Raw genomic sequence first — 25,278 nt, 5'->3', positions numbered from 1 at the left:
AGGAGCACGCAATCTATCATGCCCATTATCAATGGAAGTGCCGGTGCGGACGTTCTGTTTGGCGGTACCGGAAATGATGTCCTGACCGGAGGAGCGGGCAGTGACACTTTGGTCGTCTCGAAGGGGTACGGCTCCGATACCATCACTGACTTTCAGGCGGGTGTCGGCGGCGACGTGTTGCGGTTGCAAAACTACGGCTTTGCAACATTCGCCAAGTTCCTGGCAGCGGCCGCCCAAGTGGGCTCCGACACGCTCGTAATGCTATCGTCCAAGGAAACCCTGACGCTGCAGAATTTCGCGCTTTCGACCTTGGTGGCCAGCAATGTCGCACTAGACAATCCGCTGCTACCGAGCGGAACGGCGTGGAACTGGGCGGGTACCGCCCCTGCGGGCGGCACGCTGACGACCGGAGCAACAAATGACGGCGTGGAGGCCGGCGGCACGGGTGTCACGCTGATCGGCGGAGCAGGGGACGACACCTACTATGTCTATGACCACAACACGAAGGTCGTCGAGCAGGCCGGAGAGGGCATCGATACGATCCGTGTCTGGAACATCAACGGATACAGCCTCGTCAGCGCGCCGAACGTCGAGAACCTCGTCCTGACGGATAGCGTTCCGTCTCCCGCCACCGGCAATGATCTCAACAACATCATTGTCGGCAATGCCGGGGACAACATGATCGACGGCGGGCGGGGCAACGATGTGCTGACCGGTGGGGCCGGTCGCGACACCTTTGTTGTGACCTCGGGCAACGGCAACGACATCGTCATCGATTTTCAGGCCGGCTCCGGCGGAGATGTCCTGCAGCTCAACAACACCGGCTTCAAGACATTCGCCGACGTTACGGCGGCCATGAAGCAGGTCGGCACTGACCTTCTCCTGACGACCACCAACGGCGAAACGATAACTCTTGAAAACACCAGCCTCCAGAATCTCACGGCCGCCAATATAAACATCGTCAGTCCCCTGACCGGACTGGTCCAGACCTTCAACGACGACTTCAACGCGCTCTCCGCGGGCCAGGATCCTAGCCTGACCTGGCGCACGAGCTATGCCTGGAGCGGAGCCGCCGGGTACGGGCTGACCGGCGAACAGGAAGTGTATGTCGATCCGAGCTTTTCCGGGCTGCCGGCCACTCAGGCATCAACGTCGCTCGGGCTTAATCCGTTCTCGATTCAGAACGGTCACCTCGTCATCACGGCGCAACCGCTGCCTGCGAGCGCAACGCCTTATACGGGCAGTGCCATATTTTCGTCGGGCATGATCTCGACTCAAAACAGCTTTACCCAGACCTACGGCTATTTCGAGATGACGGCCACGCTGCCCAGTACAAGCGGCGCGTGGCCGGCGTTTTGGATGTTGCCGAGCACTGCCAATAACCTCAACACGGAAATCGATGTGCTCGAAGCCTTTGGTCAGGACCCTGACCAGGCGCATTGGGCCATTCACTCACCGTACGCGCCTTCGACGAACGGGGCCTGGGCCAATACGGCCAACCTGACCGCTGGAGAGCACACGTTTGCGCTCAAATGGACGCCCTACGACCTGACATTGTTCGTCGACGGGAAAGAGGTCGCACAGCAGGCGACACCCTCCGACATGAATACGGCGATGTACATGATCGCCAACCTGGCGATGGGCGGGAGCTGGCCGGGCAACGCCGCTCCGGGATCGACGGCGACGATGACCATTGATTCCATCAAAGCCTACCAATTGCCGGAGTACACGCTTGCGAACTACACCCTGCTCACGAGTGGCGCGCCGACCAACACGATCCTGGGAAGCGCGGCTGCAGACACGCTGACCGGCACTTCCGGCAATGACCTGATCGGTGGTGCAGGAGGCACCGACGTCATGACTTCTGGCGCCGGCGATGACACTTATGTCGTCAGCGATTCGGGTGCGAAGGTTATCGAGGCCTATGGCGGAGGCGTCGACACGGTAAACGCCTCAGTGACTTATACGCTTTCGAGTTATGTCGAGAATCTGACGCTCACCGGTTCGGCGGCCATCAACGCCACCGGAAACATTCAGTCCAACATCATCATCGGCAATTCCGCCGCGAACATGATCACCGGCGGGCTTGGAAATGATATCCTGACCGGGGGCGGCGGTGCGGATATCTTCGTAATCAACTCAGGCGATGGTTCGGACATCATCACCGACTTTTCTCCGGGATCGGGCGCCGCTCACGACATCGTCCAGCTCAACGGCTTTGCCTTCACCTCATTCGCCGACGTGCAGGCGGCGATGACCCAAGCCGGAAGTGACGTCTATCTGAAGTTGACCAGCCAGGACACCCTGGTGTTCCGCAACACGACAGTCTCGGCATTCACCAGCGACGATTTCCAATTACCAGCAACACTCCCGGTCGGCGGGACAATCACGTCGTGGATCAGCGGGAAAGCGAGCAGCCGCATGGTGTACGGTACCGCGGCGAACGACAAGCTCTCGGCTGTGAATAATGATGACACGCTGGTGGGAGGCAACGGCGACGACACTTACGTTATAGGCAGCGCGAACCAGAAAATCCTCGAGAATTCCGCCGGCGGAATTGACAGCGTGGAGGCTTGGACGTCGTACACGTTGTCGGCCAACGTCGAAAACCTGACGTTGATGATGGGCGGGCTCGCTGGCGTGGGCAACCAACTGGCCAACCGTATGGTCGGCTCGAGCGGGGACGACATTCTCGACGGCGGCGGCGGGAACGACTGGCTCTCTGGAGGAGCGGGCAACGATACCTTCGTTTACAATGCAGGCAGCGGCAACGATACGGTCGCCGATTTCCACCTCTTGACGAGCGCGACAGCCGAGCACGACAAGCTGGTCTTGAAAGGCTATGACAGCGGCGCCTATTTGACCCACGTGAACGACGTGTGGACCGTTCACTACGCGGGTGGAGCAGATGCGCTGCGCATTGCGGGCGTCACCAGCTTGACGGCGGCCGACTATTCATTCGTTTCCGCGATGAATTCGCCGATGGCGATGACATCTATCGCCGTGCCGACGATCTCGGCTGTCAACGACAGCGGCTCGATCGTGTCGGGCCTCGTCAATACAAATCATCTGGTCCTCACGGGTCGCGCGCAGGCAGGTGTAACCGTCAAGGTTTTCGACGGGACAACTCAGATCGGCACGGCGATTGCCGACGGCAACGGTAGCTGGAGCATGGCGATCGCAATGCTGGCCGAAGGCGGCCACGCTTTTGCCGCCGCGGCAACGGACGGTGTCGGCAATCTCACCGCGCTCTCAGCCGGGGTGAATGTCACCGTCGATACGATCGTCCCGAACATGCCCAAGCTCGCGTCGTTCTCGCCCGACAGCAACGTTGCCGGCGATGGCGTCACCAATGTCAACCACGTGAATTTGACGGGAACCGCGGACGCCGGCGGCATGGTGCAGATCTTCGACGGCGCGACGTTGATCGGAACGGCGATCGCCGATAACAACGGAGCCTGGTTCTTTGCCACCGCAACGTTGGTGGACGGTTATCACACCTTTACCGGCAAGACCGCGGACGCCGCCGGAAACGTCAGCGCTTCCTCCGGTGCGTTAAACGTCACGGTCGATACGCGTGCCCCGGTTGCACCTATCCTGACCTCGGGCGCACCTGGAGCTTCGAGCGCGATAACCGTGTCCGGCACGGCGGAGGCCGGAAGCACTGTCCGGCTGTACGAAGGCTCGACCCTGCTCGGGACCGGCGTCGCGGCGGCGAGTGGGGCCTGGAGTATCACCACTGGATCGCTCGCGGCAGGCCAACACAACTTCACCGCGACCACCACCGACATCGCCGGCAATTTGGGCCAGCTTTCGAACGCCTTCAGCTCTGCCGTCGGTGCGGTGATTGAAGCCGCTGGCGCGACAACGCTCATCCAGGTGAGAACTGACCTTTATCTGTCGACTGGCGGTTCATCGTTTCTTCTGAAGTATGGCGGAACGGCGGTTGTCGCGGGGCAGCTTGGCGCATGGGTGCCAGTGGCTGCGGAAGCGGCGTCGAACGGTTATCTTATCGCGTGGAAGATCCCCGCGACCGGTCAGTTCACGGTCTGGAGCACCGACAGCAACGGCAATTTCGTATCCAACTATCTGAACAAGGTGTCCGGCACCGACCCGGCTCTTGAATCGAACGAGCCCCTCTTTCACCAGGATCTCAACGGTAATGGCGTGATCGGTCTTTCACCAACGTCCCAGAAGGTTTCAGGCACCATAACCGAGGCGTCCGGCTCAATCGGCCTGGTTCTGGTCGGCTCCAATTACTTGCTCGACGCGATGGCCAGCGGCGCGGGGCCGACCTTAAAGTACGGTGGTGTGGCGGTTGTGCCGGGACAGTTCAACGCTTGGACGCCGGTAGGCGTGGAGCAAACGACCAGCGGCTATGATGTGGCTTGGAAGATTCCGGCCACCGGCGAATTCTGTGTGTGGACCACGGACAGCAATGGCAACTGGGTGTCGAACCTCCTGAACAAGGTGTCCCCAACTGACCCTGCTCTCAAAGCGGTCGAGACGATTTTTTATCAAGACCTCAATGGCGATGGCGTCGTCAATACGTCATCGACCATCCTCAAGATCTCCGGCAATGTCGTATTGAACCTCGGAAATATGTCACAGGCCGCGACGGTCGACCCCGGCGCCACGCTCGAATTGTCCGGCCCTGCTTCCGGGTCGATTACCTTCAAGGCGTCGACCGGCAATCTGGTGTTGGACCACGCGTCGCAATTTTTGGGAACGCTCATCGGTCTGACGGGTGACGGCACTGCGTCCAATTCCAATCATATCGGCCTGAAGGACATCGCGTACGGAGCGGGAACGTCGGCGTCCTTTTCTGGCAATACAGCCGGTGGCGTGTTGACCGTGGTCGATGCTCAAAATCATACGGCACATCTCTCACTCGTTGGCGACTACACCAACTCGACCTTCAATCTCTCAAGCGACGGATCCGGGGGCACGCTGGTCATCGATCCTCCAAACGCCAGCTTTGATTTTTCGGCGGTTGCACCGTCGCAGCCTCCCCCTACCGCACCGGCCGGGCGCCCCGCCCGCTCGGGAGACGACGGGTCCGCTATCCCCACAGTATATGAGTTAAGCAACGAGGCTTTTCATCCACCGGCCAAGGCAGGGCTCCTCGTGGCCATCACTTATCCAGATGTTGCCTCAAGCCTTCATCAGGTCGAAGCCGTTCACGCAGTAGCCCCGATTGCTGGCCATCTGGCGGAATTGCATGACTTCATTCTTCGCTGAAGGTCTTTGCCTGTCGAAAAACGTTGCGCAATACGCGTTTCGCAAGTGCCCGCTTCCGCGCGAAGAAGCTCATGGCGAGGAGATATGATGCATAGGCAAGCGCCAGCAATGTAACCAACCCAGCGAAAGAGTTTCCATCCAGCAATGAGATGTTCGAAATGCTTGTGACGGCCGCCGCAAGGCCACACCCGATCCAATGCGGGACAGTCGTCTTGATCAGGCTCCTTGTCGTCACCGGGCCATGACGACCGATCGACATCGCGTAAAGCGGCAGCACGATGGTGCAGTTCACCAGCGTATACGCGGCGGCGATTCCAAGCGCGCCCCAGGGAAGACCGACGAGGAATGAGGCCACGTTGATCAGGGCGGTCCAAACGCCGAGCCTGAAGTACTCCTGGCCACGGCCTTGACTGAGGAACAGCCAAGCTGCCGTCGCGGTTGCGACCTGGATCAAGCCCGCGACGCCAAGCCAAGAAAAAATCGGGGCGGCACCCACCCAATGCTCGCCAAGGAGAACTCTGAAGAGCGGCTCCGAGAGCAGGACGGCGAAGACGATGCCCGGCTGGCATATCAGCATAACCATGGAAAGGGCATCGTTGTAGGTGCTGAGATATCTCTCCTTCTCGAAACGAAGCCGTGAAAGCAGCGGGACAATCACCTGGCCGATGGGGTTGTGTAATTGGATGATCGGCAGCAGCAACAGCTTATAGGCCCGATCGTACAGGCCGAGTTCGTCGCCGCCTCGAAATTTGCCGATCAGAATGTTGTCCGCATTTCTCGAGAGATAGTTGGCCAGATTGAACCCTGACACGTGCAGGCCAAATCGCGCCATGTGCCGCGTCCCGCTGTCCAGACGGGGATATCCAGGGCGATAGCCAGAGTAGGCCCAGATCCCGACTGTCGAAATGAGCGTGAGAACGAGCGTGGACAGATAAAGTGCCCAATAGTCTCTCAAGATGATTACGGCGACGATCCCTGCGGCAACGGAAGCGGTTGTCGCTGCGACGTCCAGGATTGCCAGGGGCTTGAACCGGGATTCTCTCGCAAGTAGCGCCGCCGGAACGGTCGGAAGGCCAGCAATGAAGCTTAGGCCGGCAATTGCGATCATGAGCTGTTGAAGCCTCGTATCGCCGTAAAACAGCGCAACCGGATGGGCGCACAACGCCAGAACGAGAGCGGATGCCGCGGAAGCGAGCACCGATAGCCAGAACAGCGCATCGATCTGGCCCTTGGCGATTTCCGTGCGTTGAATGATGGCCTGTCCAATGCCGAGGTCCTTGATGAGGCCGAGGAACGTTGCAGCCGTCGCAGACATGGCCAGCAGGCCGAAGTCTGACGGGGCAAGATTTCGCGTCGAGAATATCGTCAAGACAAAACCGGCCGACAGTTTCCAGGCCTGGGATCCGCCCGTCATGAGGATATTGGTTACGGCCCGTGACTTGCTGTCTCTGTCCAACGAGCTCACCCCCCGCCACCTCAAACAGTTCTTGCGCGGTCTTGCGCCTGCCAGCAAATGCCGCGGGAAATCCAGCGCGCTGAACGATGGCGGTTCCGATCGTCTCCGACTTTTAGCTTGGCCTTGAGACGAACGGAAGACCTGATCGGGCGATGTCGGATCGGCTACCTGGGCGAGCCTGGTCGAAATAGATTTCAAACGATGGCCTGACCGTCACCACTGTCAATGCGGAGACTTGTGGTCCCATCGATGCCCGCAGTTTGTCATATTTCGATTCGCGGTGCTGAGGTTCCCGTGAGATGATTTTGTGAGCACTCACACCAGGGGAAGGGCAAGATGCGCTTGCGATGTTTGCAGACCGCTGGTGATTCTATATGTTCGGTTGATCTCGATGGCGAAGCACCGGAGTTCGAGACGGGATGACGTTGTATACCGTTGCATCACGGCAGGGAACCCGGTCTGGCGTCACGTCACTTGCGGGACCTCTCTTCCTCCTTGCAGTAGCCGTCATTCTTTCTGCGATTTCGCGGCGGGCCGTCACGCATCTCGCGCGCTGGTCTGACATTTACGCTCTGGTGCTGGTTTGCTTGGCATTTGCCGGCGCGCTCGCCTTCAACTCCATTCGCTACCGTGATTTCTCGCCGCCATTGCGGATCACCGCCGTCGCGATCGGAATGGCGATCTTCGTGCAGTTGCTGTTCGATTCATTGGGGCCCTTCGCGGGGCCTCCCAACATCCTGTTCGGTTCGAGCGACAAAATACTGTTCTTCCGCTACGGTGCGGTGCTTGCGGTTGTGGCGGGAATAGCCGCGATCTGGCGTCCTTCATTTCTGGTGCCGCTGTTCTACTTCTATCACGCATGGCGCGAAATGGTGAGCGTCGTGTCCGGCATCTTCGTGACCGAGACCGACTATCTCGGTATGCTCGACATCGGTAACTTCGCCGTCCTTGGCGTGCTCGGCACGATCGTCCTCACCAGCGCCTGGGTGATAGATCGCGTGCCGTGGCTGCGAACTCTGTTCGCTTCCGCAGACAACGTGAAGCAGCTTCGCGATCGCGCCTATGGCTTGATTTGGGCGTGCGCCGTCGGGGCGCATCTCGGCAGCTATTTCTGGTCGGGAATCTCAAAGCTGCAGGCTGGTGGCGAGAAGCCATGGACCTGGCTGCTCGCAAATCCCACGCAAACCTCAATCCTGATGGGACTGGAACGCGGCGACGCCCCGCTCGGCCTATGGCCGGGCGCGTTGCAGACGATCTGGGACGCGATCGCGAGCAACCAGCTGATCTTCAACGTCTTCGTGGTGGGTGCCCAGCTCCTGTCGCCCCTGGCTGCGATCTCGACGCGCGCGCTGTCGTTCTTCTGCCTGCTGTTCGACATCTTCCACATCGGCGTGTACTTCACGCTCGGGGCTCTGTTCTTCTTCTGGATTGCGCTCAACCTGTTCATCGTAGCCGCGGCACGCACGTTGCCGCGTGATGGGTTTACCCCGGCGATGAAGGTCGTGATGATCGTGACCATCATCTGTGGCCGGTTCTTCTTCTACACCAATTACCTTGGATGGCTGGACGGGCCGAAGCTGGCAAGCCCGCGGCTTTTCGTCGAGACCCGCGATGGTCGCCAGATTCTCGCGCCTTCCACGTATTTCGGTATCTACTCGTACATGATCGGAACTGGAACCATGTACATCCCTGAGAATCATTTCCGGGCTCGCGTTGGGGGCAACAACCACGATCTTGCGACTTGGCACGACGCGACTACCTGCGGCCCGGAGATCCTTCCGCGTCAGGACACAGGCGTAGCCATGGAGGCGGTGGAAAAATTAGTCCGCGAGACGGATCGTTTTTTCCGTGTCTATCCCTGGGTGAAGGACAACAACAGCTTCTATGCCTATCCGCACCACATGCTCTCCAATCCATGGCTGTACGGCGAATTCAACAAGCTGACCATGGACGATATTGTCGCCTATCACTATGTGGTGGACTCAGTATGCCTCGGTCTGGTGGAGGGCAAGCTTGTGCGCGACGTTCGGAAGCGAACGGATTATCGAATTGACCCATAGCGATGACGAGATCTGGGTGGTCTATGACGGCGAATGCCCGTTATGCAGCCGCTATGTTCTGCTGTACCAGTTGCGGGAACGTGGGCAGCGCATTCACCTGATTGACGCGCGTTCGGAGCATCCAATCGTGCGCGATATCCGCGCGCGCAACCTCGATCTCAATGAAGGGATGGTGGTTCGCTGGCGTGGGCAGCATTACTATGGGGCCGATGCAATGCATCTGCTGGCAACGCTTGCCGGTAAGGCGACCGTCTTCAATCGCCTCAATCGGCTCGTGTTCTCCCGGCCACGCCTCGCACGGGCGCTTTATCCGGCGCTGGTGCGCGGAAGGAAGCTTCTGCTTCGGCTTCTCGGCCGCAAGCTGATCGATGAAATCAATGGCTCAGAACAGCGCGTGCCTGTCGGTCCTTCCGACGAAAATATCAAGCATAACGATGGAGTCCGGTGACGATTGGAGGAAGGCTCCAGCACGCCTTCTGTGTACAGGAAGCGGTGTCAGGGTCATCGCATCGCGGCCTGGTAGGCCGGGGAAAGACGCATCAGACCGCAACGGACAAGATCGTCGGATGATTGGTAGATCAGGCTTTTGGGATAGATGAGCTCGAATGACGAATTCTGATCGAGTCGCTCCGCGTAGCGTTGATACTCGACCGATCCGAGATAGTAGTTCCCCTCACGGACCGCGATTGCGACCTTATCGGTGAAGTCGTGGAGAAATTTGAAATGGAGCAGGGCGCCTGTAACGTCCCCTGCCTTGCCTCGCGGAGCCATCAGGTGACCGGCGGCGATATAGCGCCGGCCAGGCAACCAGCGCGCGAACGGCACTTTAGTGAGCAGCGGTGGCTGCCAGCGCGTTATGTTAACTGCAGGCAGCAGCCGCGCCAGCCCGTATGGCTCAAGCAACTGTACAAGTGCGTCGTAAAGAGCGATCCTCGGCGGCATCGGTTCGTCATAAAACAGCCTCGCTCGCGCACCACCCACCAGGTAGTTGGTCGGAAAGCCGCGCCGACGGCGCTTCACATAGGTATCGGAATCGAAGTAGGGGGAGAAAGCGACAAGGCTCTCGCCGGCATGGTAGCGTTCCGGACCGCCGAGCCAGCGTGGATACATATCGACCATCTCCGAAGTCATGCAATCAGCGCCGGTGCTCTGTAGATAACGGCACAGCCATCGAAGATCAAAATTTTCGCAGCCGGGGTAGACAAAGAGTTCGTCTGCGTCGAGCGTCAGCGCCCACCGTCCTGGCGCGAATTGGTCGAGCACGGCGCTCGTCCAACGCGCGCCCCCGCTTGATTCTGCAAAGGGCTCCCGGATCTCGAACACGTGAACATCCGGCTGATCGAGCAGGAATGCTCGCGTGCCGTCATCCGAACGGTCATCGATCGCGAGGAAACGTCCGACCCCGAGCCGGCGATGATGGCGCAGGAAATCGGGTAATCGCAGCATCTCGTTGCGGAGCTTGCCGACAGCCACGATCTCATCGGCGCCGAAGTCGAGCGGCCGGGTATCAATCCGGTGAATGACCGGATCGGGGCGCTGCTTAGTCCGTGATCGCGTTGGCGTCAAAAGTGCGACAGCCGCTTGACCCCTTACGATCGACTCTTGTAACGCGTTCTGCGTGCGGTTCCCGCCCGCCGGTGCTCTCGCCAGCAATTCCATAGAGTTTCCAGCCAACCGATCACATCTGCATTATCTACGATAAAGACGGCGAATATAGGTGCTATGGACGGTCACGTTGTCCCAACGGGTTGATCTAGCCTCATGAACCCGTGGCGAGGGACAAATGTGCGCTTCTTCTATGCAATCGAGGAATATCGGCCGGCTTCGCGCCGGTTCTAAATAAATTGCATTGCCATTCGTTCCCAAACGGCTTGAGCATACAGTGATGTGTCGCGCCAGCTGTCGCGCATTCGTCTCGTCCAAAAGCATTTGCACCGGTCGACTTTGTGCAACACAGCCACTGAAGTTTCAAGGAGCCGACATCAAGTCGAGCCGTTGAGCAGATTAGCGCTGTGGCCACCAGCTTCTGCGGAGCATCACTCGTGCACGGGATCATGCCGCGTAAACGAAGCGCTCACAAGCACACCGGCAGGAATGCGGCCCTGCCGGATAATCTGCATGGCTTAAGCAGGTGCGGAGCTTCTACTGCAGGATGTCACAGTGAACGGGCCATGCGACATCCTCGCTGCCGGTCATGACAGGGTCTGACTAGAATGCAATTTGCGATTCAGGCATCTGCGGTGATGCCTCCGACTGCACCTGGTCTAGCACCGAGAGGTTCGCTATGAGCAGATAGATCAGCAGGCTCGCGCAATAGACGACTTGCAAAATCACCGCGCTGGCGACGAATGCTATCGCGCCCGTGGCGAAACCCTGCTCAAGCCCCAAATACCACGATGCAACTAGGATCAGCGCCGTTGCGGGAACAAGCGCGTATGCGCGGAGAAAACGCCCCAGAACAACTCCCGCCATGGCGCTGGCGATCATCAGCACGATCAAAATCTGCCCTCCCTGCTCTTGCACCACAGATGTCCGGACGCATGACGCGCCGTATTGTAGCCACAGAACCGCTAAGAACATACCACTTTTGCGCCGCCGGAGCCAGTCTTTGGTGCGCCTGCCGCTGCGCTGCGGGCGGGCGGTTCTTCCCGCAACGTGCTCGGCCGTTTGACCCGGTTCCTTGGACCCGAGTCTCTCCGAAATCTTCGTGCTTTGTTCCAGGGGTTTACTTCTTGGACGCGGATAGTCGACCTGGCAACAGGCCGACCCCCAGATGCGGCAAGAGACTTGTGACCAACACGCCCTCCGGGAGGCGAGCGGCCTACCTCTCCTGTTTTTTGCGCAGCAGGAGCCCGACCAGTTCTTCGAGGCTCTGCTCAATATCCAGGGACTGCAAAGATCGGGTATCGGGCTCAGACGAATGAGGCTCGATGAGACGCAAGTTTGCGCCGGCAGGCCCGCCGGGTTTCACGGGCTTCGGCTCCCCAATGAATATGCCTTGAAACGACTGAGGCATGTCGTGGCTCGTCCGCTCAGGCATTGCGGGTCGGGACGAGGCGGATCGCGTCCTGGTGCTTTCATCCGAAGACGGTTGCCTGGTTCGGAGCGCGGGCGAAACGTAAGGTTGCAAGTTCAAGTACTCGGTGTGCCGCTTACGAGAGATCAGCTCGCGCGTGGCATAGCCGGCAGCGAAGCCAATCGCGAGCAGAACGAATATGATGAGGAGCCCTCCCATCAAACTATACGTGCCCACTCATAATTCTGCCTCAGAGTCAACCTGCTGACGTCTTTATCCTATCGTTGATAGCTGGCGCAATTGACGATTTGAAGGCACGTCGTTCGCCGATGCAATAGCTCTCGCTTATGTCACACTGGCAAAATGCGAGGGTCCATCCGCTGGGGTTGGCGGCGCCTTGGATTCTGCAACTCTTGGAATCGACACCTGGTGCCGCCGCCTTCCCGGATCGGGTTCGAGCGTGAGATGATTTGCTCATTAATTCGCAAGCAACTGAGCAAACGTGACGACGGTTACGGTTCTGTCCGGTCCAGAGCGGCGACGGCGGTGGACAAGTGCCGAGAAGCTTCGGATTGTGGAGGAGAGTCTGGCGCCTGGGGCCACCTGTTGTCGAGGTTGCTCGGCCACATGACGTTTACCGCAATCTGGCTATGGCTTGGCGGCGGCAGGCGCGCACAGGCGCCCTTGCGGACCGGAGCCGATGCAGCGGCAGGATGGCGAAGTCCGTTTTGCGGCAGTGTGCATTGCGCCCGACCGGCGATCGTTGATGCGCCCTCCGGAGGCTGCGTTCGATCGAGATTGAGTTCTCGGCCGGGGCTCGGATGTGGGTCACGGGCGCAGTTGACGCGGCGACGCTGAGCGCAGTCGTGGCAGCGCTGACTGATGGACGGCCACGATGATCCCGTTGCCGGCCGGCGTGCGGGTATGGCTCGCAGACGAGCGAAAACACCCATACGATCCGCAGCGGCGGGCTCACTGCGACCATCAAGGCGCAAGGCGCGGAGATGTGTTCGCTGGCGAGCGATGCCGGACTCGAGTGCGTCTGGCAGGCAGAGGCGGCCTGGCCGCGCCATGCGCCGCTGCTGTTTCCGACTGGGATCGGGCGTTGTGGATTTCGAAATGCTCTGCGCTGTTTGAATATCGGAATGTCCGTTTTCGAAAGGCGAAGCATTGCAGCCAGTTCATTGCGAGAAAAGGCTGATACGGTCGCGATCGTGGCCCGGCGTGCAAGCAGGCTACCCATCGTTCGGTGGACGGCCAAATAGCGCCAATTCAAGAAATCGGGCCGGCGGAACACCTGTGCGTCGTGGAGGACGAGGATATGATTGCCATGAAAGACAGGTCCGGCATTGGCTAGACTGATCAAGCGACCTCCAGTGACGGCGCGCGCAAGTTCAATCTGATCCCAGGCATGTCCGCTCAACCGTCCTATCTTGCGTACCTTGAAGCGGGTGAGATGGATCGCTTCGCTCGTCTCACTCGGTACGAGCAATTGCCACTCGGCTCCCCTGAGGGCAGCGGGCAATGGTCGGATGCAAGCAAGGCATCAATCGCTTTGACCAGGCGGCATAACGCTGAACGCCGGTCAGTTTTTGCGAGAGAAAGCGGCCGTTGATGAAAAGCTTCAATTTTGTGCCGTTCGGGTTGTCGATGCCACAAAGCGTGATCGCTGTGAGCACCGAAAGAAGCAGCCCGAGGGCACGGAATTATCACGGCATCGGTCGCTTGATCGTGCTGATCGTTCGGCGCTCCCCGGGAACACTTGTTGAAAGACTTGCCGTGCAGGCAGGAGCCTTTTATGGACGCGCGTCTGATGTTGCGTCGGCAGGCAGAGGGCGCTCCCGTCTGGTTAACTTGGGAAGGCTTACATCCGAAGCGCCCGGCATTAAGCTTGCCGATGCGAGGGGACTGTTCTCCAATGCTGAACCCTTGCCTCTACCGGTTCAGTCTGGCAATGCGGTATATGAGGACGAACAACGGAGTTTATTTTGGCCCCCGTGGTGGTTACCGGCGCTGCCGGCTTCATCGGCATGCATGTCTGTGAGCGCTTGCTTGCGCGCGGGGAACGAGTTGTCGGCATCGACGCAGTGACCCCTTACTATGATCCCGCGCTCAAGCGCGCTCGCCTCGAGACGCTCAAGCATGAGGCTTTCACATTCCACGAGATCGACCTTGCGGATTTCGCTGCGGTGACGCGCGTGTTCGACGAGGTCTCGCCCGACCGCGTGGTGCACCTTGCGGCGCAGCCCGGCGTGCGCGCCTCGATCGACGATCCCATCACCAGCATCCGCGCCAATTGCGATGGCTTCGTCACCGTGCTCGAAGCGGGCCGGCGCCACGGCCTGGCGCATCTCGTCTACGCCTCGTCGAGCTCCGTGTATGGCGCCAATCGCACCTTGCCATATTCGACCGAGCATTCGGTCAATCATCCGGTCAGCCTCTATGCCGCGAGCAAGAAGGCCAACGAGCTGATGGCGCACACGTTCGCACATGTTCACAAGCTGCCGGTCACCGGACTTCGCTTCTTCACTGTCTATGGTCCATGGGGCCGGCCCGACATGGCCGCCTGGCTCTTCACGCGCGCGATCTTTGCGGGTGAGCCGATCAAGCTTTTCAATAATGGAAATATGTGGCGGGATTTCACCTATGTCGACGACATCGTCGAGGGCGTGATCCGCACCCTCGATCGCCCCGCGACGCCGAATCCCGCGTGGAACGCCGAGCAGCCGGAAAACTCGTCGAGCTATGCGCCGTATCGCGTCTATAACATCGGCAACAATTGCTCGGTCAATTTGATCGAGTTCGTCGAGACACTGGAGAAGATCATCGGCAAGCCCGCGATCCGCACGCTTTTGCCGATGCAAGCTGGCGACGTCCTCGAGACGCGCGCCGACATTTCGGCCCTGCAACGCGACGTCGGCTTCACGCCCTCGACGCCGCTCGCGGATGGCTTGGGCCGCTTTGTCGAATGGTATCGAAATTATCACCGCGTATAAACCCCTCTCTTGAGTAGCTCACACGTGTCCCAAAAAATTATCCCCCTGATCATGTGCGGCGGTGCCGGAACGCGGCTGTGGCCGGCTTCGCGCGAGGTGCGGCCCAAGCAGTTCCTGCCGCTGTTCGGCACGCGCTCGACCTTCCAGGACACGCTGTTGCGCGTCTCGGAAGCCTCGCTGTTCGATCGCCCGATCGTCATCACCAATGCGTCTTATCGCTTCATGGTGCTGGAGCAGCTCGCCGAGATCGGCATTGAAGCCGACGTGATCCTCGAGCCGATGCGGCGCGATTCCGGCCCCGCGATCGCCGCCGGCGCGGTGTTTGCGCAGAACCGCGCCAGTGAGGCGATCGTGCTCGCGCTCGCCGCCGATCACGTGGTGCAGGACAATGCCGCGTTCGTCGCGGCGTGCCGCCAGGGCCTCACCGCCGCGAGCGCCGGGCGCATCGTCACCTTCGGCGTCAAGCCGGAGCGGCCGGCGACCGAATACGGCTATATCAGCCCGGGCGAGGTCATTTCCGGCGAGGTGCACGCGGTCGCGCGCTTCGTCGAGAAGCCGGATGCGGTGAAGGCGGCCGACTACGTCAATTCCGGCTATCTCTGGAACAGCGGCAACTTCATGTTCCCGGCCAGCGTCCTGCTGGACGAATACCGCAAGGTCGATGCGGCGAGCGTGGAGACCATCTCCAATGCCGTGACCAATGCCGGTCGCGATCTCGGCTTCGTGACGCTGGAGCCCGAGGCGTTCGGCGCGGCCAAGGCGATCTCGATCGACTATGCGGTGATGGAGAAGACCGCGCGCGCCGCGGTGGTGCCGGTGTCGTGCGGCTGGTCCGACGTCGGCTCCTGGCACGCAGTGTGGGAATTGTCGGACAAGGACGCGCAAGGCAATGCTTCGCATGGCAGTGCCGTGTTCGAGGATAGCCGCAATTGCAACGTCACCACCGACTCTGCGCTGGTCGCGCTCGAAGGTGTCGACGATCTCATCGTGGTGGCGACCGCGGACGCAGTGCTGGTCTCGCGTCAGAAGGATGCCAACGGGCTCAAGCGGCTGGTCACAAAACTCAAGGCGGTCGCACCGAAGGTCACCGAGGAGCACCTCAAGGTGCATCGGCCCTGGGGCAGCTACCAGTCGGTCGACAATGGCGAGCGCCACCAGGTCAAGCGCATCGTGGTGAAGCCGGGCGGGCGTCTGTCGCTGCAGAAGCACCATCATCGCGCCGAGCACTGGATCGTGGTCCGCGGCACCGCCCGCGTCACCGTCGACGAGACCGTCAAAAGCGTGCACGAGAACGAGTCGATCTACATCCCGATGGGCGCGGTGCACCGGATGGAGAACCCCGGTAAAATCATGCTGGAGCTGATCGAGGTCCAGACGGGAAGCTATCTCGGGGAAGACGACATCATCCGGATTGAAGACGACTATCAGCGCTCTTGAGCAGAATGTCGCTCCAACATTCCGCGAACATTTAGAAATTGTCCTGCGAACTGCGATGATCGGAGCAGGCTGTTATGACCGACGACACGCATATGATCCGCTGCGGCGGGCTCACCGCGACCATCAAGGCGCAAGGCGCGGAGATGTGTTCGCTGGCAAGCGATGCCGGCGTCGAGTTCGTATGGCAGGCGGAGCCGGCCTGGCCGCGCCATGCGCCGCTGTTGTTTCCGATCGTCGGGCGTCTCGCCAATGACGAATTGCGGCACCGGGGCAGGACCTACCGGATGACCCAGCACGGCTTCGCGCGTGACAGCCGCTTTGCGTGGGTGGAACGTGGCGAAAGTCGCTGTATCCTGGTGCTCGAAGACAGCGAGACGACGCGCGCGCTCTACCCCTTTGCGTTCCGCCTGACGGCAACCTATGCGCTCGACGAATCCGGTCTCGATCTTTCACTCGTGGTCGCGAACACCGGCAAGGAGATATTGCCGGCCTCGCTCGGTGGCCATCCGGCTTTCAACTGGCCGCTGCAACCAGGACTGGCGAAGGAGAGTTACGCGCTGAGCTTCGCGAACGCAGAGCCATCTCCGGTCCGCCGTCTCGACGGCGGCTTGCTGCGTCCGGCAACGGAGCCGAGCCCGGTCCAAGGCTCCGTGTTGCCCTTGTCAGAATCCATGTTCGTCGACGACGCAATCATCTTCGATCGGATCGCGAGCACTTCGGTCCGCTATGCCGCAGAGCAGGGCGCGTCCACCGGGCCGTGGTTGAAAATGTCATGGCGCGGCTTTCGCGAGCTTGGCGTCTGGTCGAAACCGTCGGGCGCGCCGTTCCTCTGCATCGAGCCCTGGCGCGGCTATGCCAGTCCCGCCGGCTTCGACGGCGAATTCACTGACAAGCCGGGCCTGATGCACATCGCGCCCGGAGCGGAAGAGCAGTTGTCGTTTCGGGTTGAGGTCGGATCGGCCTGAGGCCGCACGGCCTTCGCGCATCTCGAGTTCTCAGACCTCGATCCGCGTGAGGTCCTCGCCGAGCACGACAGGACCCGCGTAGTCCCGCCTGACATCCGCGAGCAGCGCATTCAGCATGGAATCATCGGTGCGAGGCCGGTGATGGGTCAGCGCGAGCTTCTTGACGCCGGCCTTGGCCGCGACCTTGCCGACTGTATCGCCGCAGGCGATCGTAAATTTCGCAAGCCGGCGCAGGTGCTCGTTGTCGATCTCCGGCGTGGCGAGAAAGCAGCACTGGACCAGCAGATCGGCGCCCTCAGCCAGTCGTTCGAGACCGGGGCAGGGCACCGTATCGCCGGAAATTGCGATGACCTTGCCTTCGGCCTCGAAGCGATAGCCGAGACACATCCAACGTGCGAGAAAGGCCGGCGACATGTCGAGGCCGTCGCCATGCGAGACGAGTTCTGCACTGATCTTCCAGCGCCCGGTGTCGCGAACGGGGCCCGGTATAATGTCGGTCGCGACGACAGGTTTCCAGCCGCCGAAGCTCGGCTCGCCCTGATCGCGCCAGGCGATGTCCTTGTCGTAGACCTGCGTGACCAGCGTATTGACGAGCCGTTCGGTATCCGGCGGTCCATAGATGCGCAGATCGTCCTTACGCCCGTGCAGCCATGAATTGAGCATCACGTCGTAGAGGTCGCCGATGTGGTCGAAATGGTGATGGGTGAGAAAGACCGTGTTGATCGAGCCGAGCGGCACGCCGGCCTTGCTGAGCTGCACCATGACGCCGCGGCCTGCGTCGATCAGGATATTTTCTCCGCCGAGCCTGATCAGCGTTGTCGTCGCCATGCGGCGCGGGTCCGGGCGCGGGCCGCCGGTGCCGAGCAGGATGACTTCCATGGCGCCACCTCCTGGGGCAGACTTTTCGGGCGTTACAGTAGATTTGAAGCGTTTGGCGAGGCAAGCGGCCGTGGGACGGCCGTCAGCCCCCACAACAACCGCTTGTGCGGGGCTCCCGAACATGATGCGCGGGACGAGAAGTGTGGGCCAATTCATACTTAATACGGCCAGATCGTGACCAATGTTGTTTGGGCGCGATAACGCGCCTAGTATTGCAGCAGGCAATTCGAGGGGGCTCGAACAGTCGTGAATGTACGTTCACAGGACGGCGCGCTCGGCGACCTGAGCTTCCAGGTCGGCCCGCAAGCACACAGGACATCCAACATCGTGGCTGATTCCGCAGTCCAGGAATTGCGTGTCGCTGGCCGCGAGCGGCTGATCGTCGTCGAGGACGATCCGGTGACGCGGACGATGCTGGTCGGCTATTTCAGCGAGAACAATTTCGACGTGGTCGGCGCAAGCTCCTGCGCGGAATGCCGCCAGGCGCTGCGGACGCGGACCGATCTCGTCTTCCTCGACGTGCAGCTGCCCGACGGCGACGGCTTCGATCTCGCCAAGGAGATCCAGGCGACCAGCAATGCGGGCATCATCTTCGTGACCCGCCGCGACACTGACGTCGATCGCATCCTCGGCCTCGAGGTCGCGGGCGACCACTACGTCACCAAGCCGATCGATCTGCGCGATCTGCTCGCACGCGCGCGAAGCGTGCTGCGGCGGCGCTCGATCGACCGCAAGGCGGCGCGCAACCACAATTCGATCGCCTTCGGCGACTGGATCATCGACCTGACGCGGCGCGAGCTGCTCGGCAGCGACGGCAAGCCGGTGGCGCTGACGCGCGCCGAATTCGACCTGCTCGCAGCGCTCGTCGGTGCCGACGGCAGGCCGCTTAGCCGCGACTATCTGATCGAGGTCGTCAGCAATCGCCAGGCCGAGGTCGACATCCGCACCGTCGATGCCTTGGTGGCGAGGCTGCGCCGCAAGCTCGTCGGCAGCGGCACGCCCGTCATCACCACGGTCACCGGGGTCGGCTACAAGCTCGCGCTGAGCGAACGGCTCTAGAGCCGGGCGCAGCACGAAACGGTGCCGGCTGAGCCGTCGGCTTCAGCCACTGAAGCCGACCAGGAACCGAATGGCGAGAAAGGCCGACAGCGCCACGGCGCCGGTCGCGAAGATTGCAAACAAAACTCTCAAACTATTGTGCATGATCTCTATTCAGGTTCGGTTTCAAAGTCCGGTTTCAAAAATGTCGTTCGTCCAATCGCTGCTCGTCTCAAGGCAGGCGACTCTAATTCTATTGGCGTGATGCGACCCGTTTCCACTTGGCTTCGACGCGAGCCTTGATGATGCGGACCCGGGCTTCCTGTGCTGCCCAGTATGCCCTGCTCGCGACCGCCGTGCCTTGACGGTAACGTGCGTAAACGTCCTTCGGCTGTGCCGGTCTGTTTTGATTGTGCGCTGATTTCTGATTGTGCGCCGACTTCGAGACGGTGGGCGCCGGAGTTGGCGCCGGTGCCACATCTGGGACGGCGGCAGCCTGGTTTCCCACATTCATCGAGTTCATAGAGACAAGACGATTACGGGCGCGATGACAATAAACCTGGGAGCGCGGCGTCATGGACTCCTCGTCATGACCGGCTCGATATTTCATCAGGGCGCGGCAAAGGTCCCCGCCTGCCAGGCGCCATGCGCGGCTCAGATAGAGAACGCCATAGTGGATGTTGATATCGGGCTCTGCGAGCTCTGCGTTATGTCCCCGAAATCCGAGCATCGCTGCCGTTTCGGGTCGAATTTGCATGAGGCCGATCTCGCCGACGGCGCCAATGGTGCCCGGATTGTATCCGCTTTCAACGAAGACGACGGCCTCCGCGATGTCGGCGGGCAGATCGGTCCTGGCCGTTTCTCTTTCGATAATCTTTCGAATCGCCGCCCGCGAGGCCGGCGTCTCTCCAGCGCCGAGATCTGCATGGTGACCGCCAGCCGCCAACGCCGGTTCCGCGCCGTTCAGAGCGCTGCCCTGAGCGTGCACGGAGGTGGATGCCAACCAAAGCACAGCGATCGCAACGTGTGTCCACGCCGCGCGGGCATTGATGTGTGTTCGATCCCGCAGCATGGACATGTATTATATCTTTCGAGTTAACAACCGATTTTCTGGCGGCCTGGCTCGGACGGCGCGACCGGCCAGCGGCGCAATGAAGCTATCGCGACCGCGAGCTCTGGTCGGTTGATGTGCTTGGCGCAGCCCCGGCCAATTTGTCGTCGACCGCATAGAGCGTGCAGGCGGGCGACCATTTTGTGCAGGCGCCAAGTGAATCGCGCTGGGCGTCGTCGACGGTTGCCCGCCCCGAACGCCAGCCGTAACCGCCGTTCGGCGACACCGCAAAAGCCTTATGCGGCATCGTGCTGGCGAGATAGCGCGCGAACTCGGCACGCGCGGCCTCGCTGAGCTGGCCCGGCGGCGCGAGCGGATCAGGCGGGCTCAGGATATCGTGGCCGAGACCTCGCTCGCGCAGGAAGGCGTCGAGATATGGCGTCCATTGCGGACGGCTGACCACCGAATAGAGATAGTGGCCGTCGTCGCCGTAAGGCGGCGCTGCGACGAATTTCGCGTTGCCGCCATTGGCGCGAAATCCGTCATGGAGGCGGCGCGCGAGGTCGGGACCGAAGTACGAATCGTTGGCGGCGTAGACCCACAGCATCGGCGCACGCGAGGTTTTGCCGAACGTGGCGAAGGCCTGCACCAGCCCGTTGGGATTGCAGACGTCGTCGTCGTCGCGCGAGCCGCGCCCGCCGGCAAAGCTGATCGCGGCAACGAGACCCGCTGGCGCCTGCGCGGTCAACGCGACGGTTGCGAACCCGCCGGCAGAATGACCGGCTGCGATCATGCCTGATGTGGTGACGTCGGCCCTGCGCACCATAGCCTCGATCGCCGCGCGCAGATCCGCAACCGCGACCGCCGCCGCCGGCAGGTAAGCGGCATTGGCGCAGCCGCCGACGCTGTCGACGCGCCCGCCAGGCGAGGTGCCGTAGCCGCGCCGCATCACGATCAGCGCGGCGAAACCGCGCCGGGCATATTCGAGAGCGATGCCGTAATATTTGTGCGCGGACATCGTCGCGCGATCGTCGAAACTGCGCGGCGAGCCGTGGCTGAGCAGCGCGAGCGGATAGCGCTTGGTCCCGGCCGGCCGGACCAGGAACGCCTCCAGGCCCTGCGGTCCGGCCTCGGCCATCGGGATACGCAAATCCTCGGTGTAGAACTCCGCGGCCATCGCATCGGGCACGATGCCGGCCATCGCAAGCCAGGCCATCAGAACAACCAGAAGCCTCTGAAACAGCGTCATGCCCCGACTCGAAATGCCCAGATCGAAAGACCATAGCATGATCTCAGGAACGGCCGCCCCATCGCGGGTGTTGTGCTCTTGGCGGGGGCTTGGCCGATGCTATGGTATCGCGCAATTCTACGACAGGACGAGGTATATCCAGTGGCTGATGTTCATCCCGCGGCGGGCAAGCAGGCCTCGCCGGACGCGCTCACCAACGTTCCGCGGCTGGTGACGGCCTATTTCGCCGGCAAGCCTGATGTCGCCGATCCCGCGCAGCGGGTGGCGTTCGGCACCTCCGGCCATCGCGGCACCTCGTTCAAGACCAGCTTCAACGAGGGCCATATCCTCGCGACGACGCAGGCAATCTGTGATTACCGACGTGAAAAGGGGCTGACCGGTCCGCTCTTCATCGGCATCGACACCCATGCGCTGGCCGAGCCGGCGTTGGTCAGCGCCGTCGAGGTGTTCGCGGCCAACGGCGTCGACATCATGATCGACAAGGACGGCGGCTGCACGCCGACGCCGGTGATCTCGCACGCGATCCTGACCTACAACAAGGGCCGCACCTCGGGCCTTGCCGACGGCGTCGTCGTCACGCCTTCGCACAATCCGCCCGAGGACGGCGGCTACAAATACAATCCGCCGCATGGTGGACCGGCCGACACCGACGCGACCTCCGTAATCGAGAAGCGCGCCAACGCCTATCTCGCCGACGGCCTCAAAGGCGTGAACCGCATCGACTACGCCAGGGCACGCAAAACCGCGAACGTCCACGCCTATGACTACGTCACGCCCTATGTCGCCGATCTCGGCAACGTGGTCGATCTCGACCTGGTCAAATCGGCCGGCGTGAATATCGGCATCGATCCGCTCGGCGGCGCCGCCGTGCATTACTGGCATCCGATCATCGAGCGCTACGGCCTGAAAGCGACCGTGGTGAACGAGGCGATCGATCCGACCTTCCGCTTCATGACGGTGGACTGGGACGGCAAGATCCGCATGGACTGCTCCTCGCCTTATGCGATGGCGAGCCTGATCGCGATGCGCGACCGCTTCGACGTCGCCTTTGCCAACGACACCGACGCGGACCGCCACGGCATCGTGACGCGCACCGGCGGCCTGATGAATCCGAACCATTATCTCGCGACCGCGATCTACTATCTGTTCGCGCACCGCCCGAACTGGGGCAAGGGCGCTGCGATCGGCAAGACCGTGGTGTCGAGCTCGATCATCGACCGCGTCGCGAAAAAACTCGGCCGCAAGCTCGTTGAGACGCCGGTCGGCTTCAAATGGTTCGTCGATGGTCTCCTCACGGGCGGCTTCGGCTTCGGCGGCGAGGAGAGTGCAGGCGCCTCGTTCCTGCGCCGCGACGGCACGGTGTGGACGACCGACAAGGACGGCATCATCCTCGGCCTGCTCGCGGCCGAGATCATGGCGAAGACCGGCCGCGATCCGAGCCAGCTCTTCAACGACCTCACTGCCGAGTTCGGCGTGCCCCATTACGCGCGCATCGACGTCGCCGCGACCACGCCGCAGAAAAACATCCTGAAGTCCGTCACGCCGGAGCAGCTCGGCCTGAAGGATCTCGCCGGCGATCCCGTCCGCGCCACCCTGAGCAAGGCGTCCGGCAACGGCCAGCCGTTCGGCGGCATCAAGGTCGAGACCGATTTCGGCTGGTTCGCCGCAAGGCCGTCAGGCACCGAGGACGTCTACAAGATCTACGCGGAGAGTTTTCGCAGCCCCGAGCACCTGAAGGCGATTCAGCATGAGGCTCAGACAGGGTTGGCGAAGGTGTTCGGGGCGTAGTCGTCGAGCCAAAGCGCCGCTGCCACTGCTCCCCCGGGGGGGGAGACTCGCCGCATCAACAGGTGTCATCACCCGCGAAAGCGGGTGATCCAGTACGCCGTGGCGCCAGTTGAGTAAACCAACAACCGCCGCGGCCCCGCTTTCGCGGGGAATGACAGCGGAACAGATTTGTATACACGATGCGAGATAAAGGTATTATAATACGCTCCCATCCGCCCTTGAACGGATTCCATTCCTCCGCTATTGTATACATAACGTATCCACAAGCCTTGGGAGTGAACCGGTGACAAAACCCTTCCCGATGAACGCCTGGTATGCCGCCGCCTGGGACGCCGATGTGAAGCCGGCACTGCTGCCGCGGACGATCTGCGGCAAGCACGTCGTGATGTACCGCAAGGCCGATGGTTCGGTGGCTGCGCTGGAGGATGCCTGCTGGCACCGCCTGGTGCCGCTGTCCAAGGGTAGGCTCGAAGGCGACACCGTCGTCTGCGGCTATCACGGCCTGAGGTACAACGCGCAAGGGCGCTGCACCTTCATGCCCTCGCAAGAGACCATCAACCCGTCGGCCTGCGTGCGCGCCTATCCGGTGGTCGAGCGTCATCGCTACATCTGGCTCTGGATGGGCGATCCCGCGCTGGCGGATCCTGCGCTGGTGCCCGACCTGCACTGGAATCACGACCCCGCCTGGGCCGGCGACGGCAAGACCATCCACGTCAATTGCGACTATCGCCTCGTGCTCGACAACCTCATGGACCTCACCCACGAGACGTTCGTGCACGGCTCTTCCATCGGCAACGAGGCGGTCGCGGAGGCGCCGTTCGACGTCACCCATGGCGAGAAGACGGTCACGGTGACGCGCTGGATGCGCGGCATCGAGGCGCCGCCGTTCTGGGCGAAACAACTCGGCAAGTCCGGCCTCGTCGACCGCTGGCAGATCATCCGTTTCGAAGCGCCCTGCACCATTGCCATCGACGTCGGCGTGGCCCCGACCGGCACCGGCGCGCCGGAAGGCGACCGCTCGCAGGGCGTCAACGGCTTCGTGCTCAACACCATCACGCCCGAGACCGAGAAGACCTGCCACTATTTCTGGGCCTTCGTGCGCAATTATCAGCTCGGTGAGCAGCGCATCACCACCGAGATCCGGGACGGCGTCTCCGGCATTTTCCACGAGGACGAGCTGATCCTCGAGGCGCAGCAGCGCGCGATGGACGAGAACCCGGATCGCATCTTCTACAATCTCAACATCGACGCCGGCGCGATGTGGACGCGCAAGCTGATCGACAAGATGGTGGCAAAGGAAAATCCGCCGCAGCATCTTCAGGCCGCGGAGTAAGCCGACATGGCCGAGCGCGAGGTCGACCGCTCCGTCTCGCAGACCGTGAAGGCGCAGCTCGCGCTGCGCGACCAGCTCCTGTCGGGCTCGTTGCGCCCGGGCGAGCGCATCTCCGAGCTCCAGGCGGTGGAGACCACCGGCGCCTCGCGCACCCCGGTGCGCATGGCGCTGGTGCGGCTGGAGGAGGAGGGCCTCTTGGAGGCGATTCCCTCCGGCGGCTTCATGGTGAAGGCGTTCTCCGAGCGCGACATCTCTGATTCCATCGAGCTGCGCGGAACGCTCGAAGGGCTCGCCGCGCGCTTTGCCGCCGAGCGCGGCGTCTCCGCGCGCGAGCTCGAGCCGCTGAAGGAGTGCCTCGCCGCGATCGACGAGTTGTTGCGCCAGGTCCCGATCTCGGTGGATGCGTTCTCGTCCTATGTCACTTTGAACGCGCGCTTCCACGCCCTGCTCACCGAATTGTCGCGAAGCCCGCCGCTGATCCGGCAGATCGACCGCGCCTCGTCGCTGCCGTTTGCGTCCCCGAGCGGTTTCGTGATGGCGCAGTCGGCGCTGCCCGAGGCACAGCAAATCCTGATCATCGGGCAGGAGCACCACCGCGTCGTGATCGACGCCATCGAGAACCGCGAAGGCGCCCGCGCCGAAGCGGTCATGCGCGAGCATGCGCGGCTCGCGGTGCGCAATTTGCGGCTCGCACTGCGCAACCGGACCCATCTCGACCTCTTGCCGGCGCTCGCGCTGATCAGGTCCGCAACCGATTGAGGGGAGTGCC

General features: G+C 61.6%; 17 protein-coding genes and 1 pseudogene. 11 read left to right on the top strand and 7 right to left on the bottom strand.

The window, feature by feature from the left end; all coding sequences use genetic code 11:
- The first annotated feature begins 18 nt into the window (after window positions 1-18).
- Complete coding sequence (locus IVB42_RS17210) at window positions 19-5,241, top strand: Ig-like domain-containing protein (RefSeq protein WP_247395947.1); 5,223 nt, start codon at window positions 19-21, stop codon at window positions 5,239-5,241.
- Here IVB42_RS17210 and IVB42_RS17205 read toward each other — a convergent pair.
- The gene (locus IVB42_RS17205) at window positions 5,228-6,697 is read right to left on the bottom strand and encodes a lipopolysaccharide biosynthesis protein (RefSeq protein ID WP_143273826.1); all 1,470 of its coding nucleotides are present in this window, start codon (window positions 6,695-6,697) and stop codon (window positions 5,228-5,230) included. The two genes, IVB42_RS17210 and IVB42_RS17205, sit on opposite strands and share 14 nt — an antisense overlap.
- A 419-nt stretch (window positions 6,698-7,116) precedes the next feature.
- Here IVB42_RS17205 and IVB42_RS17200 point away from each other — a divergent pair, with 419 nt between their 5' ends.
- Both IVB42_RS17200 and IVB42_RS17195 read left to right on the top strand, forming a co-directional pair.
- A complete protein-coding gene (locus tag IVB42_RS17200) occupies window positions 7,117-8,757 on the top strand; it encodes a hypothetical protein (protein WP_247395948.1) in 1,641 nt (546 codons plus the stop codon).
- Complete coding sequence (locus tag IVB42_RS17195) at window positions 8,711-9,205, top strand: DUF393 domain-containing protein (protein WP_247395950.1); 495 nt, start codon at window positions 8,711-8,713, stop codon at window positions 9,203-9,205. The genes IVB42_RS17200 and IVB42_RS17195 overlap by 47 nt, the downstream gene beginning before the upstream one ends.
- Window positions 9,206-9,258: 53 nt before the next feature.
- Here IVB42_RS17195 and IVB42_RS17190 read toward each other — a convergent pair whose 3' ends face one another.
- Together IVB42_RS17190 and IVB42_RS17185 are read right to left on the bottom strand one after the other, a co-directional pair.
- Window positions 9,259-10,416, bottom strand: a complete 1,158-nt coding sequence (locus IVB42_RS17190; RefSeq protein WP_085383867.1) for a glycosyltransferase family 2 protein — start codon at window positions 10,414-10,416, stop codon at window positions 9,259-9,261.
- Window positions 10,417-10,965: 549 nt separating this feature from the next.
- Window positions 10,966-11,280: a hypothetical protein gene (locus IVB42_RS17185; RefSeq protein WP_085383868.1), complete on the bottom strand. Its 315-nt coding sequence runs from the start codon at window positions 11,278-11,280 to the stop codon at window positions 10,966-10,968.
- Between the two features lie 1,449 nt (window positions 11,281-12,729).
- Between IVB42_RS17185 and IVB42_RS17180 the strand changes: the two are divergent.
- Window positions 12,730-12,879 (top strand): annotated as a pseudogene (locus IVB42_RS17180) (aldose 1-epimerase family protein); the annotation flags it as partial.
- A gap of 369 nt (window positions 12,880-13,248) precedes the next feature.
- Here IVB42_RS17180 and IVB42_RS17175 read toward each other — a convergent pair.
- On the bottom strand, window positions 13,249-13,452 hold the full coding sequence (locus IVB42_RS17175) for a hypothetical protein (protein ID WP_247395952.1): 204 nt from the start codon (window positions 13,450-13,452) through the stop codon (window positions 13,249-13,251).
- Window positions 13,453-13,761: 309 nt separating this feature from the next.
- On the opposite strand from IVB42_RS17175, the gene IVB42_RS17170 reads away from it, so the two are divergent.
- The 3 genes from IVB42_RS17170 (at window position 13,762) to IVB42_RS17160 (ending at window position 17,171) form a co-directional block, all read left to right on the top strand.
- Entirely contained in the window at window positions 13,762-14,769 is a 1,008-nt protein-coding gene (locus IVB42_RS17170) for an NAD-dependent epimerase (RefSeq protein WP_247395954.1), read from the top strand.
- 24 nt (window positions 14,770-14,793) lie between these two features.
- Window positions 14,794-16,206, top strand: a complete 1,413-nt coding sequence (locus IVB42_RS17165) for a mannose-1-phosphate guanylyltransferase/mannose-6-phosphate isomerase (protein ID WP_247470628.1) — start codon at window positions 14,794-14,796, stop codon at window positions 16,204-16,206.
- A gap of 74 nt (window positions 16,207-16,280) precedes the next feature.
- The gene (locus IVB42_RS17160; RefSeq protein WP_247470625.1) at window positions 16,281-17,171 is read left to right on the top strand and encodes an aldose 1-epimerase family protein; all 891 of its coding nucleotides are present in this window, start codon (window positions 16,281-16,283) and stop codon (window positions 17,169-17,171) included.
- 30 nt (window positions 17,172-17,201) lie between these two features.
- Here the strand turns inward: IVB42_RS17160 and IVB42_RS17155 are convergent, their stop codons facing one another.
- Window positions 17,202-18,050, bottom strand: coding sequence for an MBL fold metallo-hydrolase (locus tag IVB42_RS17155; protein ID WP_247398014.1), 849 nt, complete (start codon window positions 18,048-18,050; stop codon window positions 17,202-17,204).
- 246 nt (window positions 18,051-18,296) lie between these two features.
- On the opposite strand from IVB42_RS17155, the gene IVB42_RS17150 reads away from it, so the two are divergent.
- Window positions 18,297-19,109: a response regulator transcription factor gene (locus IVB42_RS17150; RefSeq protein WP_247398017.1), complete on the top strand. Its 813-nt coding sequence runs from the start codon at window positions 18,297-18,299 to the stop codon at window positions 19,107-19,109.
- 232 nt (window positions 19,110-19,341) lie between these two features.
- Here the strand turns inward: IVB42_RS17150 and IVB42_RS17145 are convergent, their stop codons facing one another.
- Window positions 19,342-20,160 carry a transglycosylase SLT domain-containing protein gene (locus IVB42_RS17145; RefSeq protein ID WP_247398128.1) on the bottom strand — a complete coding sequence of 273 codons (819 nt, stop codon included), beginning with the start codon at window positions 20,158-20,160 and terminating at the stop codon, window positions 19,342-19,344.
- 85 nt (window positions 20,161-20,245) lie between these two features.
- Window positions 20,246-21,388, bottom strand: coding sequence for an alpha/beta hydrolase (locus IVB42_RS17140; RefSeq protein ID WP_247398020.1), 1,143 nt, complete (start codon window positions 21,386-21,388; stop codon window positions 20,246-20,248).
- A gap of 141 nt (window positions 21,389-21,529) precedes the next feature.
- Here IVB42_RS17140 and pgm point away from each other — a divergent pair, with 141 nt between their 5' ends.
- The 3 genes from pgm to IVB42_RS17125 all read left to right on the top strand — a co-directional run bounded on the left by pgm (window position 21,530) and on the right by IVB42_RS17125 (window position 25,268).
- Window positions 21,530-23,176, top strand: a complete 1,647-nt coding sequence (pgm, locus tag IVB42_RS17135) for a phosphoglucomutase (alpha-D-glucose-1,6-bisphosphate-dependent) (RefSeq protein WP_247398022.1) — start codon at window positions 21,530-21,532, stop codon at window positions 23,174-23,176.
- A 283-nt stretch (window positions 23,177-23,459) separates the two neighbouring features.
- Window positions 23,460-24,509 (top strand): aromatic ring-hydroxylating dioxygenase subunit alpha, encoded by a 1,050-nt coding sequence (locus tag IVB42_RS17130; protein WP_247470621.1) that lies wholly within the window; start codon window positions 23,460-23,462, stop codon window positions 24,507-24,509.
- A gap of 6 nt (window positions 24,510-24,515) precedes the next feature.
- A complete protein-coding gene (locus tag IVB42_RS17125; RefSeq protein ID WP_204513794.1) occupies window positions 24,516-25,268 on the top strand; it encodes a GntR family transcriptional regulator in 753 nt (250 codons plus the stop codon).
- Window positions 25,269-25,278 lie beyond the last annotated feature (10 nt).

Origin of the sequence: Bradyrhizobium sp. 45 (assembly GCF_023073155.1) — a bacterium.
GTDB lineage: Bacteria > Pseudomonadota > Alphaproteobacteria > Rhizobiales > Xanthobacteraceae > Bradyrhizobium > Bradyrhizobium canariense_D.
Note: the sequence above shows the minus strand (reverse complement) of the source record. Positions and strands in the feature narration are given on the sequence as shown.